Here is a 14,227-nt window from a genome sequence, read left to right on the forward strand (position 1 = left end):
GCTCACGTGATGACGCGCGTCAGAGCAGGCCGGTGCGGCTTTGCGCGCCCCAGTTGCGGCGCCCGGAAATAAACTGCACCCAGCCCAGCGTCGCGCCCACGTGGCGCAGCAACTGAAAACTGAAGGGCTCAGCCAGCGACGATAGCAGCGCGTAGACGAAGCTCGATCCCGAGTAGTCGCCGGTCCAGCGTCGGTATAGATGAACCGACCAAAGGTGGAAACCAAAGTCGATCAGGATCTTCGCGGTGATCACGCTGAATACCGAACCCACCAGCACCAGTTTGCCGTGCGCCAAGAACCAGATCAGCAGGAAAAACGCGGTCAGCCCGTAGATCGGTTGCACGGTGTCGATGGCTTTGACCGGCATCATCAAGGTGCCTAATTGCCCGAAACGACGGTTGCCCGTCATGTCGCGATTCCAGTATTGGGTCTGCAAGAAACCGGCAAACCAGCGGCGGCGTTGGCGAAGAAACCCTTTCAGGTTGCTCGGTGCGGCAGTGCGCGCACGGGCATTGCCGAGCACGCGGGTTTGCCAATGCAGTTCATGGTCGACGGCGTAGCGGTGCAGGCGGTGAATCAATTCGTAGTCTTCGACCAGGCATGCCGGGTCGAAGCCGCCCACGGTCAGCACGGGTTGACGGCGAAAGCCGGCGAACGCGCCCGAAATCAGCAGCAGGCTTTCGGCGCGCATCCACGCGAAGCGCGAGATGAAATTGCGGATGTATTCGTAGGTTTGAAACCACTGGAAGATGCGTCCGCTCAAGGTCTTGCTGCACACGGGCGTCAGCACGCCGGTGGCCGCCACCAGGCCCGGCTCGCTGGCGAATGCGTCGCGCATGGCACGGCAGGCGTCGATATCAAGCAGGGTGTCGGCGTCCACGGTCAGCACGATTTCGGTTTCGATCAGCGGCAGCGCGGCGTTGAGCGCGCGAGCCTTGCCACCGTGCGGCACGCGCAGCCAGCGCAGCGTCGGCTGGCTCGGGCTGGGGTCGCTGATTACGCCTGGGGCGGCTTCGACCAAGCCATATTCGCTTGCCAGTACCGCGGCGGTCTCATCGTCGGAGCCGTCGTCGGCGATCACGATTTGCTCGATCAGTTCGTCCTGCGCCAGCAACGAGCCGATGGTCTTGCGCAGCACAGGTGCTTCGTTGTACGCGGCGATGATGACGCTCAGCGTGGGTCGTCGCTCGTCGGCCGGGCGCGACGCTGCCGCGGTCGGCAATGTGCGCAAGGGCCAGCTTTTCCATGCCACGTAGGCCAGCAACGCCGTGTCGTAGAAGACGTAGATCAAGCCTGCAGACCAGGCGAGCACACCTTGCAAAAAGAATGCGCGGGCGAACAATGTGATCCACAAGGCCGTTACCGCGCCGTGAATCAGAAAGCTCGTGAGTGGCGTGCGGCGCGGGGATATACGCGGTGAGGCAAGAGCAAATGCTTGGGCTAACGTGGGCGTCAAGGGTTTATCGACTCGGTTGTTGAGGGGCACGGCAGCCATTGGTGGCCTGATGTATATTGAATCTGTCGATTAAGATTAGCATGGCGCAGCAATCCGCGTATGGGCGTGCTTGGCTCGGGTTTTAGCGCCGAGTTTTAGCCCGGTATTTAGTTTCTTTCTTTAGCTTCTGCTTTACCTGATAGTTGGCCCCGGTAACAAGTCTTTTACCGGGATTTCTTTTGATGCGTAATTTTCTTGAACCGATCACGATGAATGAATCGCAACGTTACACACGCACCGCAGCGAGTTTGCACTGGCTGATCGCCGCGCTGATTATCCTTAACGTGATTTTGGCCTTGACCGATGATTTCTGGCCGGAAGGGTGGGAACGCTATGTCATCGACCTGCACAAATCGATCGGTATCACCGTGCTCGGGCTGGCGATTGCGCGCTTGTTGTGGCGCGTTACGCATCGACCGCCGGCGCTGCCCAAGTCGTTCCCGACGTTGGAGCGCGGCGCCGCTCACACAGCGCATTTCCTGCTTTACGTGCTGATCTTCGCGATCCCGTTATCGGGTTGGGCGCACGACTCGGCCTGGATTGCAGCGGCTTCGCATCCGATGAAGTTGTACTTCCTGGTGCCATGGCCACGCATCGGCTACTTCATGGCGCTCGATCCGCAGACCAAGGACGTATTGCATACGCAATTGGGCGAGCTTCATACGTGGCTGGGATACGTGCTGTATGTCGTGCTGTTCCTGCACGTGGCCGGCGCGTTGAAGCACGAATTCATTGACCGCGAATCGGTCGTGCGGCGCATGCTGCCGTGGGGTAAATAAGCGTCAAACCCTGAGCCGGCTCATGGGTCGGCTCATGCGCCGAAAGCCACGCCTTGGATCAAGCGCCAAGGCGTGTAGCTTGAACCGCCTCAAGCAGCGGGTAGCGCGCTTAATCTCAAGCGAGTGATTTCGGATGGGGCGCCCAGGCGTTTGGGCGGCCCCCAATAACCGGTGCCGCGACTCGTATAAACCCACAAATCCTCGAGCTTTGCGAGACCGGCCGTGAACGGCTGCTGCAGGGGGACAAAGAAATTCCACGGGAAGAACTGGCCGCCGTGTGTATGGCCCGATAACTGCAAGGTGAAGCCGGCTTGGGCGGCTGCATGCGCCGAGCGAGGTTGGTGCGCCAGCAGCAACTTGAACACGACATCGAGTGGCGCACCGGCCAGCGCGCGCAGCGGGTCGCTATGATGGCTGGGGTCGAAACTTGGCGCGGTGTAATCCGTGATGCCGGCCACGATGAGCTGAGCGCTACCGTGATCAATCACCACGTGCTCGTTGAGCAGTACGCGCAAACCCAGGCGTCGAAATTCAATAATCCATTCGGCCGCGCCGGAATAATATTCATGGTTGCCGGTGACCAGGAACGCGCCGTGGCGCGCGCTGAGCCGACCCAGCGGCGCCGTGTGCGTATTCAAATCGCCCACGCTGCCGTCCACCACGTCGCCGGTCACTGCGATCAAATCGGGCGAAAGCGCATTGACCGCGTCTACGATGGCGTCGATGTAGCGGCGTTTGATCGTCGCGCCCACGTGCAGATCGCTGATCTGGGCAATCGTGAAGCCGTCCAGCTCGGGCGGCAAGCCCGCGATCGGCACGTCTATGGTGACCACGCGGGCGCGGCGGCGCGCGTTGAAAAAGCCCACCAGCGTCGATAACAGGGCGAGCACCGGCACCGCGCGTGCCGATTCGGCGCGCCATTGCGCGGTCAGGAACGCGGAATGGGTGAGCGCTTCGACCACGAATGCGCACAGCAAGAACACATCGCGCAGCAAGGTCAGTACCAGCAGGGAAGAGAACAGGCCCAGCGCCAGCATACCGATCCATGTCAGCCTGTCCGCGAGCGGTTGTCGCTTCACGAAACGCCCAATTACGCCAAGCACCACCGCGCCATACAGCGCGGCGATCAGCACCGCGCCCAAATGGGTGAGCGCAGGCGACAGATTCGCATCAGGTAGCAGGCGTAACGCGATATACAGGTGCAGGAAAACGGTGACGGCAACAAAAGTCAGTAAAAACTTGATACGACGCATAGGGTGTTGCCTAAAAAGAAAAGGAGCCTGGCATAAAAGGAGGTAGGGGGCGCCAGGCGGTTAGCGGTGCAGCCGCTGCAGGGCGGCCGTGAGCGCGCCATTGGGGGAAGCCAGTTCCTCAAGCACCGAATAGTGATTGCGACCGGGCAGCAGATCCAGCGAGACATCTTCTCCAGCCGCTGTGCAAGCCTGCGCATAGTCGGTGGACTGCCGGATCAGCTCCGGCAATTCGTCGCCGCCGACAGCCACCACGGTGGGCGACCCCGGTGCAATCGTGCGCAACGGGCTGCATTTGGTAATTTCCTCGGGGGTGAGCGCGAGATTGTCGTTCAGATAACACAGGCTGATAGGCTCGAGATCGAACACGCCGCTGATTGCCAGCACGCCATGTACACCCGGATAGCCGCGATAGGCGGCAGCCAACTGACCGCCTGCCGAATGGCCGGCCAGATAGCGTCGCTGGGCGCCATGTGCGCCGCCGAATTTGGCTTCATTCGAAATGAAATCGAGCAGTTGCCCGATTTCATCGACGATCGCGCTCATGCTGGCCTCGGGGCCCAGCGTATACTCGGCCAGCATGACACTGAAACCCTGTATGAGCGGACCGGCGGCGACAAAGGCAAAATCCTCTTTGACGTGCCACTGCCAATAGCCGCCGTGAATAAACACCAGCAAGGGCGCGTTGGCGGTCGGGCCGGGAAACCAATCGAACCGCTGACGCGGGCCCGGGCCATACATCAAATCGCGCTGGCACGGCTGGTCGATGTACAACTGGGCACTGCGGGCCTGGAAATCGTCGATATAGGGCGCTTTGCCGCCAACCGCATCGCTGTTGTTATAGGCAGCGTCCAGCGTGCTTCTATCCATCTGACGATAAATCGCGCTCATCGCTGTAGTCCTCGAAAAATTGCGGGAGTTGCTCGCAACGGGCTTTATACCGCTAGCATAGACCAGTCAGCCTACACTGGCTGTGGAGCGCGCCGAAAAGCATAGTGCCGCGCTTTTCGTTAAACTGCGAACCCGGTGCTCGTTTTATGGCGCGATCGCCTACGCCGCGCCGTTCTTTACAATTTAGAAGGGCGCCCAGGCAAAATGTTTCCTGCCTTTTTTTGCCTTTTTTTTGCCTTTTCCCTGTCTTTCAGCCTATGTCCAAAAAGCCGCACTCGCCATCCGCCGACCCCTCGTCACACGCGCCGAATGCGGCGCCGGGGGCGCATGAGATTCGTCCCGGTCAGTCCCTCGAGCTGCTCAAGGAGCTGCATATCCTGACGCGAGACGGCAAGCTCAATCAGGATAGCCGGCGCAAGTTGAAACAGGTATATCACCTATTTCAGTTTATCGAACCTCTGCTGCAAGACCTCAGCGCACGGCAAGCCAACGTTAGCCTGGTCGACCACGGCGCCGGCAAGTCCTATCTCGGCTTCATCCTGTACGACCTGTACTTCAAGGCGCAACAACGTGCCGGGCAGATCTACGGCATCGAAACGCGCGAAGATCTCGTGCGCAAATCGGAAGAGCTGGCAATCCGGCTTGGCTTCGAGGGTATGTCGTTCCTGAATTTGTCGGTCGCCGATTCGATTGCCTCGCCTCGCCTGCCCGCCCAAATCGACATCGTGACGGCGTTGCACGCGTGCAATACGGCGACCGACGACGCGATTCGATTCGCCCTCAATAAACAGGCCCAGTACATCGTGGTTGTGCCGTGCTGTCAGGCTGAAGTTGCGGGCGTATTGCGCAAAAACAAGGGCCGGGCGCTCGCATCGAATCCGTTGACGGAAATTTGGCGCCATCCGCTGCACACTCGCGAGTTCGGTAGCCAGATCACCAATGTGCTGCGTTGTTTGCAGCTCGAGGCGCATGGCTATCAGGTCAGCGTGACCGAATTGGTGGGTTGGGAGCACTCGATGAAAAACGAGTTGATTATCGCGCATTACCAGGACCTGCCGCGGCGGCGTCCGGCGCAGCGGCTGGAGGAGGTGTTGAGCACGCTGGGACTCGACGAAATGCGCGAGCGGTTTTTTGCGTCGGAGCCGACGCTGCAAAGCGCGGCATCGTGAGTTACAGTCAGCCGCCGTGACCCGCCGTGACCCGCCGTGACCCGCCGCGAGCGCAGTGACCCGCGCCGTGAGCGGCCGTGAGCAGCAAACCCCAGGATTAGGGCGAGGGCGCCCCGGCAAGCCATTCGAGCCAGCCCTGGTGGCCGAGCTTACGCAGGGTCTGCAGGTTGCGTTCGTAGATCTCGTCCGCTTCAGGAAAGGCCTCGACGGCCCGCGCCACGCTGGCTTCGCGCAACAGGTGAAAAATCGGATAAGGCGAGCGATTGGTGTAGTTCTCGATCGCGTCGGGCGCGGTGTCGGCAAATTGGTAGTGCGGGTGGAAACTGGCAATTTGCAGGACACCGCTAAGCCGCAGGCTCTTTAGCAGGCGCTCCGAAAAATAGATGAAGTCGTTGTAATCATCAAAGCTCGCCAGCATATGCGGCACGATCACCAGCGTGGTGTCGGTCTGCTGCGCGTCGCACTGCGCCAATGCAGACAATTCACGTTCGAGGTCGTCCAGCAGGGCAGGCGCTTCGGTGGCCGCACTCACGAAGTAGCGGATTTGCCCTTTGATATGCACCGCCTTGGCGAATGGGCACAGATTCAACCCGATCACCGCGCGTGTGAGCCAGTGACGTGTGGCGGCGATCACGTCCGCTTCAGCTTGCGCGTTGCCATCGGCAGAGCCGCCGATTTTGCATGCCTGCCCGGCGCCGTCGCCAACACGAGCGTTCGCCGACTCAGGCAGTTCAGGCGGCACGGTGGGATCAGGGATCATGAGCGGGGCGGCAAGTAATGGGAAATCGCATTTTAACCGAGCGTCCTAGCGGTTCCGTTCGTCCAGCAAGGGTTCCGATAGCCCAGAAAGCAAAAACCCGGTCAGGCGCGTCGCGCGAGACCGGGTCGTACCGGCAACCCAGGAGCCCGGGAACCGCCCGGGGGCAACGTCACGCTCGTCGGATTAGCCGCAGGATCACGAGCAAAACGATTGCGCCTACGGTGGCCGTGATGATCGAGGCGATCAAGCCGCCACCGACCGCGATGCCAAGCACCCCGGCAAGCCAGCCGCCGATGAAGGCGCCGATAATACCGATGATGATGTCCCAGAGCAGCCCGAAGCCGCCGCCGCTGACCAGCGTGCCGGCAAGCCAGCCGGCAACCCCACCGATAATCAGCCAAATAATAATGCCGTGTGCCATTGCAATTCCTCCCAGTAAATGACGGAAATAACTATTCCGGTGCTTCTGTACCAAAAAAGCACAGTAAAACTGCGGCAACGTTGCCATACCCCTTGCGAGGCGGATTCAAACCGCGGATTTCAGCCGTCGATTTCAACTTCATCCACGCGCACTTCTTAAACACGAACTTTAAATGTGAACTTTAAGCGCGTACTTTAAACGCACACCTAAAAAGCTTGGCCAACACGCTCAGGTAAGGTGCTCAGTTGTCGTGCTCAGTTGTCGTGATTTGACATCGGTGTGCTCGTCGCCGGCAATCGAAATGTGCAACTGCGTGCGACGTACCGATAAGAGCCGCGCCAGCCGGATTAAGTTCCTGACGCGTCCCTGCTTTTATTTGAACATTCCGCTTTGAATTGTCGCTTAGAAATACAGGTAAATCCGGCGATGCATTGTATTTATTACGAGATTGCCTGACTTAAATCAGCGCGAAGGTCTGGCCGACCAACACCAGATTAGCTAACGTGATCAGTCCGAACAGCGTCCATGAGACCAGGTGCGTGAGCGTCGAATTGCAGAACGTGCCCATCAACTGCCGGTCGCCGGTCATACGGATGAGCGGAAAGAGCGCGAACGGCAATTGCAGGCTCAGTACCACTTGGCTAGCCACCAGCATCGTGCCGATCGCGTGGTCGCCCAGCATTTCCACGCCGATGAGTGCAGGAATGAGCGCCAGCCCGCGGGTAATCAGGCGACGCTGGTAGCAGGGAATCTTCAGGTTCAGAAAACCTTCCATCACCACTTGGCCGGCCACCGTGCCGGTAAACGTGGAGCTTTGTCCGGAGGCCAGTAGCGCGATGGCAAACATGAAGCTGGCAAGGCCCGTGCCCACCAGTGGTGTGAGCAGTTTGTACGCATCTTCGATTTCCGTCACATCGCCATGGCCGGTCAGATGGAATGCGGTGCCGGCCAGTATCAGGATTGCGGCATTGACCAGCAGCGCGAGCGTCAGCGTGCCCAGCGTATCGAGGCGCGACAGCGAAATCGCTTCGCGTTTGCTGGCCTCGTCGCGCTTGACGACGCGGGTCTGCACGATCGACGAGTGCAGGTAAAGATTGTGCGGCATGACGGTTGCGCCCAGGATGCCGATCGCGAGATAAACCGGCTCGCGATGGGTCAAGGTTTGCCACGACGGCAGCATGCCTTGGGCGACCGAGGGCCAATCCGGCTTGACGAGCCACAATTCGATCGCGAACCCCAGGCCGATGGTGGCCACCAGCCCCAGGATGATCGCCTCCAGGTGACGGAAGTTTTTACCTTGCAGGCCCAGCACCAATAGGGTGTCGAACGTGGTCAACAACACGCCGATCAGGATCGAGCAGCCCAGCAGTAGATGAAAGGCGAGCGCTGCGCCCAGCACTTCGGCCAGATCGGTGGCAATGATCGAGATTTCCGCAAGTACCCACTGGGCACGCACCACGGGGCGGCTATAACGGTCGCGAGTGAGTCGCGCAAGGTCCTCGCCGGTGGCGATGCCCAGCCGCATCGACAGGCATTGCAGCACCATGGCCGCCAGGCTGGACGCAATCACGACAAACAGCAGGCTGTAGCCGTATTTCGCGCCGGCTTCGATATCGGTGGCCCAATTTCCGGGGTCCATATAGCCGATAGAGATCAGCAGCCCGGGCCCAACAAATTTCAGCAGCTTGGACAACCAGGCGGTGCCGGCCTTGATCTCGATTGTTCCTTTGACCTCGGATGGGCAAAACGGCGCGGTTGCGGTAGTCGGGAGCTTGTACGGCAATTTTTGGACCTTGAAGTGAAATCTGAAGGAAAAACGGCGGAAGGTGAAGCCGCGAGTATTACTGGAAGGTAAGTGATTTTGCAACGCTCCACAAATCGCATGGCCCGGCATCGCCCATGGGAGGTCGCAGTGGAAGGTCAAAGCCGAAATCGGGCATCTTTTTATTCGAAATTATTTCAATGTGTTTCAGCGCTACGGTAGGACGGGGCTCAGCGGTGGTCGAGCCCCATTTTTTAAGAAGCAGGGCCAGGAATTTTTTGGCGAGCTAAGGTACAAATTGACTTAGGCCAATCAGCAGCGAAACGCGAACGTTGGAAGCCGACCGTCGCGTGGCTTTACAGCGCGGCATGACGTTCACCCTACAGAGAATGACGCCAATGAATCCAGCACTGCAGCGTTCGGTCGAGGTCGATTTTCTGCGAGGGTTGGTTCTGCTCGTGATCATGCTCGATCATGTCTCCGGCAGTGTGTTGTCCCGCTTTATGCTGCACGAATACGCGTACTGCGACGCGGCCGAAGTGTTCGTCTTTCTCGGCGGCTACGCGACCGCCGCGGCGTATGTCTCGATCGACCAGCGTGGCGTGCCGGGGGGCGCAACCCGTCGCTTTCTCAAGCGTGCCTGGGAAATATACCGGGCTTACCTGCTGACCGCCGCCTTGATGCTGATATGCGGCCTGGCGATGTTGATTTTGCAGGTGCATCCGACTTCGTTGCCCTATACCGACGCGCAACAGTGGCTGCAAAGGCCCGTACGCACGATTTTCGACATCGTGAGTATGCGTAGCCAGCCGTATCTGGCGTCGGTATTGCCGATGTACGCGATATTCGCGCTGGCCGCGCCGCTGACCGTACCGTTTGCTCGCAACAGCGCCGCCGGCGCGTTGTTGGTTAGCCTCGGGATCTGGGTGTGCTCGCAGCCGCTCGCCGCGCACCTGTTACCGAGCGCCGATCCGGGCGGCTGGGGCTTTAACCCGTTTGCCTGGCAATTGATGTTTGTGTTCGGCATGTTGAGCCGTCTGCATCCGGTGCCGCGCGAGTTTTATGTTTCCAAGATGGGCGTACGGCTGACGAAACTCGCCGTGTTGCTGTTCCTGACTTTTGCGTTTTGCAAGCTGGTGTTACAGACGCAGCCGGAGCCTGGACACTGGAAACAGAATCTGGCGGCGGTGCGTGTCGTGAGCTTCGGGTCGGCGGCCTGGCTGGTGGCGTTGACGGTTCGGGCTGGGTGGCTCGGAAAGGTGGCGCAGGCGTTGCCGCAAGTGATCATGGTGGGGCGGCAGGGCTTGGTGTGCTTTATCGCCGGCGCGGTGATCTCGGTGGTGCTGGACACCGTATTGCAATGCCTGGGGTTGCGCGCCGCGAGCTGGAGCGCTTATGGTGCCGGTCTGGCCAGCGATGCGGTAGGGCTCGCTGCACTGCTTGCGGTTGCGAGCCTGTCGCACGCCTTGAAGGCGGCGCTTCGCAAGCCACAGGACCACACCGCCGGAGCTCGGCCGCTGCCTGGCCGTCCACCTGTTTAAATCAAGAACATGCATACGAACTCGCGCAAGCGAGGCCTAGGGCAGGCTAAAATCGCGGTTCTGCCGAAATTTAAAGAACCGCCACGATGTCATCTAAATCTGCGCTGCCAGGGCATCTCGAGGAGCTGCTGACGTATCGGCTGCATGTCGTCAAGAAATTGACCGACAAAATCATTCACGACGAGTTTTTACGGCAGACCGGCCTGAGCTTGCCGGAAGCGCGCGTGATCCTGTGCGTGGGCGCGTTCGGTAATCTGTCGGTCTCCGAGTTGGGACAGAAATCGAACCTGGATCGAAGTCAGGCGAGCCGCGCCACCGACGCGCTGGTGCGCCGGGATCTGCTGGCCAAGACCACCAATGAGCGCGATGCGCGCGGCGTGGAAATTCGCCTGACCGCCGAGGGGCAGACCTTGTATCGGAAGGCGCTCAAGATTTCGCAGCAACGTAACGCGGCATTTCTCGCGCTGCTCGATCCAGACCAGTCGCAGGCGTTGCTCGGTGCGCTCGATACCTTGATTACGGCGTTGCGCGGCGATGGCGACGAGGCTTGAATACTGAATGCTGGGCGTTAAGCTTCGCTGACCTGCTTGATCGGTTCAACCCCGGGTTCAACCCCGGGTTCAACCCGCGGTTCAACCCGGGATGTCACCTCGCACTTCGCCCCGGAGTTCGGATAGCGGTTCCGACGGGGCTTCAAACCGGTTCAGCGTTTCGTCGAGTAATTCGATCAGCGCATCCAGCCGCTTTTCTCCCAATTGCGCCTCGATGTTCCTGTAGGCCTCATCGATCAGCGGCTGCATCTGCTTGACCAGCCGGCGCGCTTTCGGCGTCAGGCTGATCAGTGTGACGCGACCGTCTTCCGGGTGCTGAATCCGCGCGACAAAATCCTGCGCCTCCATGCGATTGATGATGCCCGTGAGGCTGGAGCCGAATATCTGGCAGTGGGTGACGATATCTTTGAGCGGCAGCGGGCCGCCGTCACTGAGTACGCGGATGATGCGCCATTGTTGTTCGGTCAGGCCGCGCGCGCGCAGGATAGGCCGAAACTGATCGAGCAGCGTCTCTCGTGCAATCAGCAATAGATGCGGCAGGTTACGGTGTTGAAACTTCGATGGCACAGATCGGTTTTCCTGGTGGACGACAGCCCTCGGCGGCGAGGCCCGGCAGGCTAGCCAAGTTAAAAAAATCAATAAACGCCACCGGGCTTGGGTGCAGGCGTCGAGGCTTGCTTGAACTGCTGCGCCAGCGCTTCGGCGCTGCGCGCTAGCAAGGTGGCGTCGACCCCGACCGCGACAAAGCGCGCGCCCAGCGTCAGGTAGTGATGCGCCCGATCCCGGCTGCCGGTTAGTATGCCAGCGGCCTTGCCGGAAGTAACGATGCGGGTAATGGCTTCGTCGATCGCGTGTTCCACGTCGGGGTGCCCGGGGTTGCCCAAGTGCCCGAGCGCCGCGCTCAAATCGGCCGGACCGATAAACACGCCGTCGACGCCTTCGACCGCGAGGATCTGGTCGAGCTCCTGCAGACCGCGGGCCGACTCCAATTGTACAAGCACGCACATCTCGCGATCCGATTGCTTCAGATAGTCGGTATGCCGGCTCCAGCGCGAGCCGCGCGCCAATGCACTGCCCACGCCGCGTATGCCGTGCGGCGGATAGCGCACGGCGGCGACCGCCTGGCGCGCCTGCTCAGCGGTTTCTACCATCGGGATCAGCAAGGTCTGCGCGCCGAGATCGAGTAATTGCTTGATTTGCACGGGATCGTTGACCGAAGGGCGCACGACCGCATGCACCGGATAGGCGGCCAGCACCTGCAGTTGGGCGAGAATGCTCGGGATCGAATTGGGCGCGTGCTCGCCGTCGATCAGTAGCCAGTCGAAACCCGCACCGGCCATGATCTCGGCGGTGTAGGGGCTGGCCAGGCCGAGCCAGCAGCCGATCTGCTGCGCGCCGGCGGCGAGCTCCGCCTTGAACGCATTTTTCATAGAGAGGGTCATTTCGAAAACTCCCGGTTTGCGGTTTGATCGGATTAAGCAAAATGACAAGCAATACTACCCAAAGGCCCATAGTCGGCATGGAAGGTATCGCCGCGACGCGCCTGCACCGGCCGGGTGAAGGAGCCACCTAGTATCACCTGGCCGGGTTCGAGAGTGACGCCGAGCGGGCCCACTTTATTGGCCAGCCAGACCACCCCGTTGGCGGGATGGTTGAGCACGCCAGCGGCCACGCCGGTTTCCTCGATCACGCCATTGCGCGAGAGCAGCGCCGACACCCAGCGCAGATCGAACTCCTGCATTTTGACCGGGCGGCTGCCCAGCACCACGCCGGCGTTGGCGGCATTGTCGGCGATGGTATCGAACACTTTGCGCGGACGTTGCGTGGCGGGGTCGAACTGATGGGAGCGGGCGTCGATCAATTCGAGCGCCGGAATCACGTAATCGACGGCGGAGTACACGTCGAACAGCGTTACGCCCGGGCCGCGCAACGGGCGGCCCAGCACGAAAGCCAATTCCACTTCGATGCGCGGTACGATAAAACGCTCGGTCGGAATTTCACTGCCGTCAGCAAAAAACATGTCGTCGAGCAGGGCACCAAAATCGGGTTCGTCGATCTGCGACGAGAGCTGCATGGCGCGCGATGTCAGGCCGATCTTGTGCCCTTTGAGCGTGCGGCCCTCGGCCATTTTCAGGCCGACCCAGTGGCGTTGTATCGCATAGGCATCGGCGATGGTGATGTCCAGATAGGCCAACGAGATCTGACCGATCTGGGTGCGCGAAATTTCGGCTTGATGCAACGATTGAGCTATTTGCTCGATCAGGGCAGGCGCTAGCATGGCGGGTTTCCGAATAGTGAGAGGCTCTTATGTGACGCGACGTGAATTCGCGCCTTCTTGCTTCAAGTTTTCTTGAACCGGCTATGCACGTTGTTATGCTTGTACGAACCGGTCTCGCTGAATTCAACGATCTCCAGCGAAAGCGCCAGGTAACGCTTCTCGTAGAGCTCGGCGAAATGCGCCTTGACCGCGTCGAATAGCGCGTCGCAGACTTGCTTTTTTACGGCCTCGCTGCGTCCCGAACCGATCTTCAGCGTGATGTGCACAAACGCATCATCCGCCGCGCCATCGGCCATCCGATAGTCGTCCAGGCGCAGCGCACGCGAACGGATGCCCCCGGTCGGGAACACGCCGTCCTGCGCGATCATCGTTTGATTGACGGTCTTGAGCAGCTCGGGGATACGGGCTTGCGCGCCTAAGTTGGCGGTATATTCGATCACGATATGCGGCATGGTGTCCAGGCTCCTCGCGCCTTAGCGCGGTAAGGGAAAAATGGCGTTGATCTGACCGGTACCCGAACTGGCAAAGTAATCGGTGACCACCTCGACCGGCTCACGATAGCGGTCCCAGCCCAGCAACCCGAGCAGCATCGCGGTATCGTGCATGCCGCCTTCGCCTTCGCATAGTTTCGCGTACTCGGGCAGCATCTTGCAAAACGTCTCGAAGTCGCCGCGCTTCCATAGCTCGACCACACGCTCGTCCACCTGCCGATAGAATTCGCGGCTGATCGAGTGGATAGCGCTTTCCGGGCTGCCGTTGTCGTTGAAGCGGTGCGACAGCGAGCCGCTAGCCAGAAAGGCCACGTTGGCGTCGCTCTTGAGTATGGCTTCATGCAGCGCAGCACCAAAACGACGGCTTTCGTCGAGCTGATGCCAGGCGCACCAAGCGGCAATCGAGACCACCTTGAAATGCTGGTCCTCGTTCATATACCGCATCGGCACCAGCGTGCCGTACTCCAGCTCCAGGCTATCGATCTGGTGCGCGCGCGTGAACACGCCGTGTTCGGTGGCGGTGCGCGCAATCAGTTCACCGAGCTCAGGGTTGCCCGAGTAGCTGTACTTCATGTCGCGTATGAAATGTGGCAATTCGTTGCTGGTGTAGATGCCGCCGAAGCGGCTGTTGCAATTGACGTGATAGCCGGCGTTGACGAGCCAGTGCACATCGGCCACCACGATGGTGTCCACGCCCAGTTCACGGCACCGCTGCGCGATCACGCGATGCCCTTCGATCGCGGCGGCGCGGCAACCGTGGTGCGGGCCCGGCAATTCCGACAGGTACATCGAGGGAACGTGGGTTACCTTGGCAGCAAGAGAGAGTTTGCCCATGTGCG

Annotated in this window: 15 protein-coding genes; 4 read left to right on the forward strand and 11 right to left on the reverse strand. The window is 60.2% G+C overall.

The window, feature by feature from the left end; genetic code table 11:
• Nucleotides 1-19: 19 nt before the first annotated feature.
• On the reverse strand, nt 20-1,456 hold the full coding sequence (locus GSQ77_RS16850) for a glycosyltransferase family 2 protein (protein WP_158903862.1): 1,437 nt from the start codon (nt 1,454-1,456) through the stop codon (nt 20-22).
• A 221-nt stretch (nt 1,457-1,677) separates the two neighbouring features.
• Here GSQ77_RS16850 and GSQ77_RS16855 point away from each other — a divergent pair, with 221 nt between their 5' ends.
• Nucleotides 1,678-2,274 carry a cytochrome b gene (locus tag GSQ77_RS16855; RefSeq protein WP_158903863.1) on the forward strand — a complete coding sequence of 199 codons (597 nt, stop codon included), beginning with the start codon at nt 1,678-1,680 and terminating at the stop codon, nt 2,272-2,274.
• Between the two features lie 89 nt (nt 2,275-2,363).
• On the opposite strand, the gene GSQ77_RS16860 is transcribed toward GSQ77_RS16855, so the two are convergent.
• Nucleotides 2,364-3,527, reverse strand: coding sequence for a metallophosphoesterase (locus tag GSQ77_RS16860; protein WP_158903864.1), 1,164 nt, complete (start codon nt 3,525-3,527; stop codon nt 2,364-2,366).
• 60 nt (nt 3,528-3,587) lie between these two features.
• Nucleotides 3,588-4,415, reverse strand: a complete 828-nt coding sequence (locus GSQ77_RS16865) for an alpha/beta hydrolase (RefSeq protein ID WP_158903865.1) — start codon at nt 4,413-4,415, stop codon at nt 3,588-3,590.
• A 257-nt stretch (nt 4,416-4,672) separates the two neighbouring features.
• Here GSQ77_RS16865 and GSQ77_RS16870 point away from each other — a divergent pair, with 257 nt between their 5' ends.
• On the forward strand, nt 4,673-5,584 hold the full coding sequence (locus tag GSQ77_RS16870; RefSeq protein WP_158903866.1) for an SAM-dependent methyltransferase: 912 nt from the start codon (nt 4,673-4,675) through the stop codon (nt 5,582-5,584).
• A 97-nt stretch (nt 5,585-5,681) separates the two neighbouring features.
• Here GSQ77_RS16870 and GSQ77_RS16875 read toward each other — a convergent pair whose 3' ends face one another.
• The 3 genes from GSQ77_RS16875 to GSQ77_RS16885 all read right to left on the reverse strand — a co-directional run bounded on the left by GSQ77_RS16875 (nt 5,682) and on the right by GSQ77_RS16885 (nt 8,548).
• Nucleotides 5,682-6,344: a DUF1415 domain-containing protein gene (locus GSQ77_RS16875; protein WP_158903867.1), complete on the reverse strand. Its 663-nt coding sequence runs from the start codon at nt 6,342-6,344 to the stop codon at nt 5,682-5,684.
• A gap of 169 nt (nt 6,345-6,513) precedes the next feature.
• Nucleotides 6,514-6,765 carry a GlsB/YeaQ/YmgE family stress response membrane protein gene (locus tag GSQ77_RS16880; protein WP_158903868.1) on the reverse strand — a complete coding sequence of 84 codons (252 nt, stop codon included), beginning with the start codon at nt 6,763-6,765 and terminating at the stop codon, nt 6,514-6,516.
• A 457-nt stretch (nt 6,766-7,222) separates the two neighbouring features.
• The gene (locus GSQ77_RS16885) at nt 7,223-8,548 is read right to left on the reverse strand and encodes an Nramp family divalent metal transporter (RefSeq protein ID WP_158903869.1); all 1,326 of its coding nucleotides are present in this window, start codon (nt 8,546-8,548) and stop codon (nt 7,223-7,225) included.
• Between the two features lie 377 nt (nt 8,549-8,925).
• Here GSQ77_RS16885 and GSQ77_RS16890 point away from each other — a divergent pair, with 377 nt between their 5' ends.
• Both GSQ77_RS16890 and GSQ77_RS16895 read left to right on the forward strand, forming a co-directional pair.
• Nucleotides 8,926-10,068, forward strand: a complete 1,143-nt coding sequence (locus GSQ77_RS16890) for an OpgC domain-containing protein (protein WP_158903870.1) — start codon at nt 8,926-8,928, stop codon at nt 10,066-10,068.
• A gap of 86 nt (nt 10,069-10,154) precedes the next feature.
• On the forward strand, nt 10,155-10,619 hold the full coding sequence (locus GSQ77_RS16895) for a MarR family winged helix-turn-helix transcriptional regulator (RefSeq protein WP_158903871.1): 465 nt from the start codon (nt 10,155-10,157) through the stop codon (nt 10,617-10,619).
• A gap of 81 nt (nt 10,620-10,700) precedes the next feature.
• Here GSQ77_RS16895 and hpaR read toward each other — a convergent pair whose 3' ends face one another.
• The 5 genes from hpaR to hpaD all read right to left on the reverse strand — a co-directional run bounded on the left by hpaR (nt 10,701) and on the right by hpaD (nt 14,222).
• On the reverse strand, nt 10,701-11,186 hold the full coding sequence (gene hpaR / locus GSQ77_RS16900) for a homoprotocatechuate degradation operon regulator HpaR (RefSeq protein WP_158903872.1): 486 nt from the start codon (nt 11,184-11,186) through the stop codon (nt 10,701-10,703).
• 68 nt (nt 11,187-11,254) lie between these two features.
• Nucleotides 11,255-12,061 carry a 4-hydroxy-2-oxoheptanedioate aldolase gene (gene hpaI, locus GSQ77_RS16905; protein WP_158903873.1) on the reverse strand — a complete coding sequence of 269 codons (807 nt, stop codon included), beginning with the start codon at nt 12,059-12,061 and terminating at the stop codon, nt 11,255-11,257.
• Between the two features lie 32 nt (nt 12,062-12,093).
• On the reverse strand, nt 12,094-12,897 hold the full coding sequence (hpaH, locus tag GSQ77_RS16910; protein ID WP_158903874.1) for a 2-oxo-hept-4-ene-1,7-dioate hydratase: 804 nt from the start codon (nt 12,895-12,897) through the stop codon (nt 12,094-12,096).
• Nucleotides 12,898-12,959: 62 nt separating this feature from the next.
• Nucleotides 12,960-13,349, reverse strand: a complete 390-nt coding sequence (locus tag GSQ77_RS16915; RefSeq protein ID WP_158903875.1) for a 5-carboxymethyl-2-hydroxymuconate Delta-isomerase — start codon at nt 13,347-13,349, stop codon at nt 12,960-12,962.
• A 21-nt stretch (nt 13,350-13,370) separates the two neighbouring features.
• Nucleotides 13,371-14,222 carry a 3,4-dihydroxyphenylacetate 2,3-dioxygenase gene (gene hpaD / locus GSQ77_RS16920; protein WP_158903876.1) on the reverse strand — a complete coding sequence of 284 codons (852 nt, stop codon included), beginning with the start codon at nt 14,220-14,222 and terminating at the stop codon, nt 13,371-13,373.
• Between the last annotated feature and the right edge of the window lie 5 nt (nt 14,223-14,227).

The organism is Burkholderia sp. L27(2015) (assembly GCF_009765705.1).
In the GTDB taxonomy this organism is placed as follows: domain Bacteria; phylum Pseudomonadota; class Gammaproteobacteria; order Burkholderiales; family Burkholderiaceae; genus LMUX01.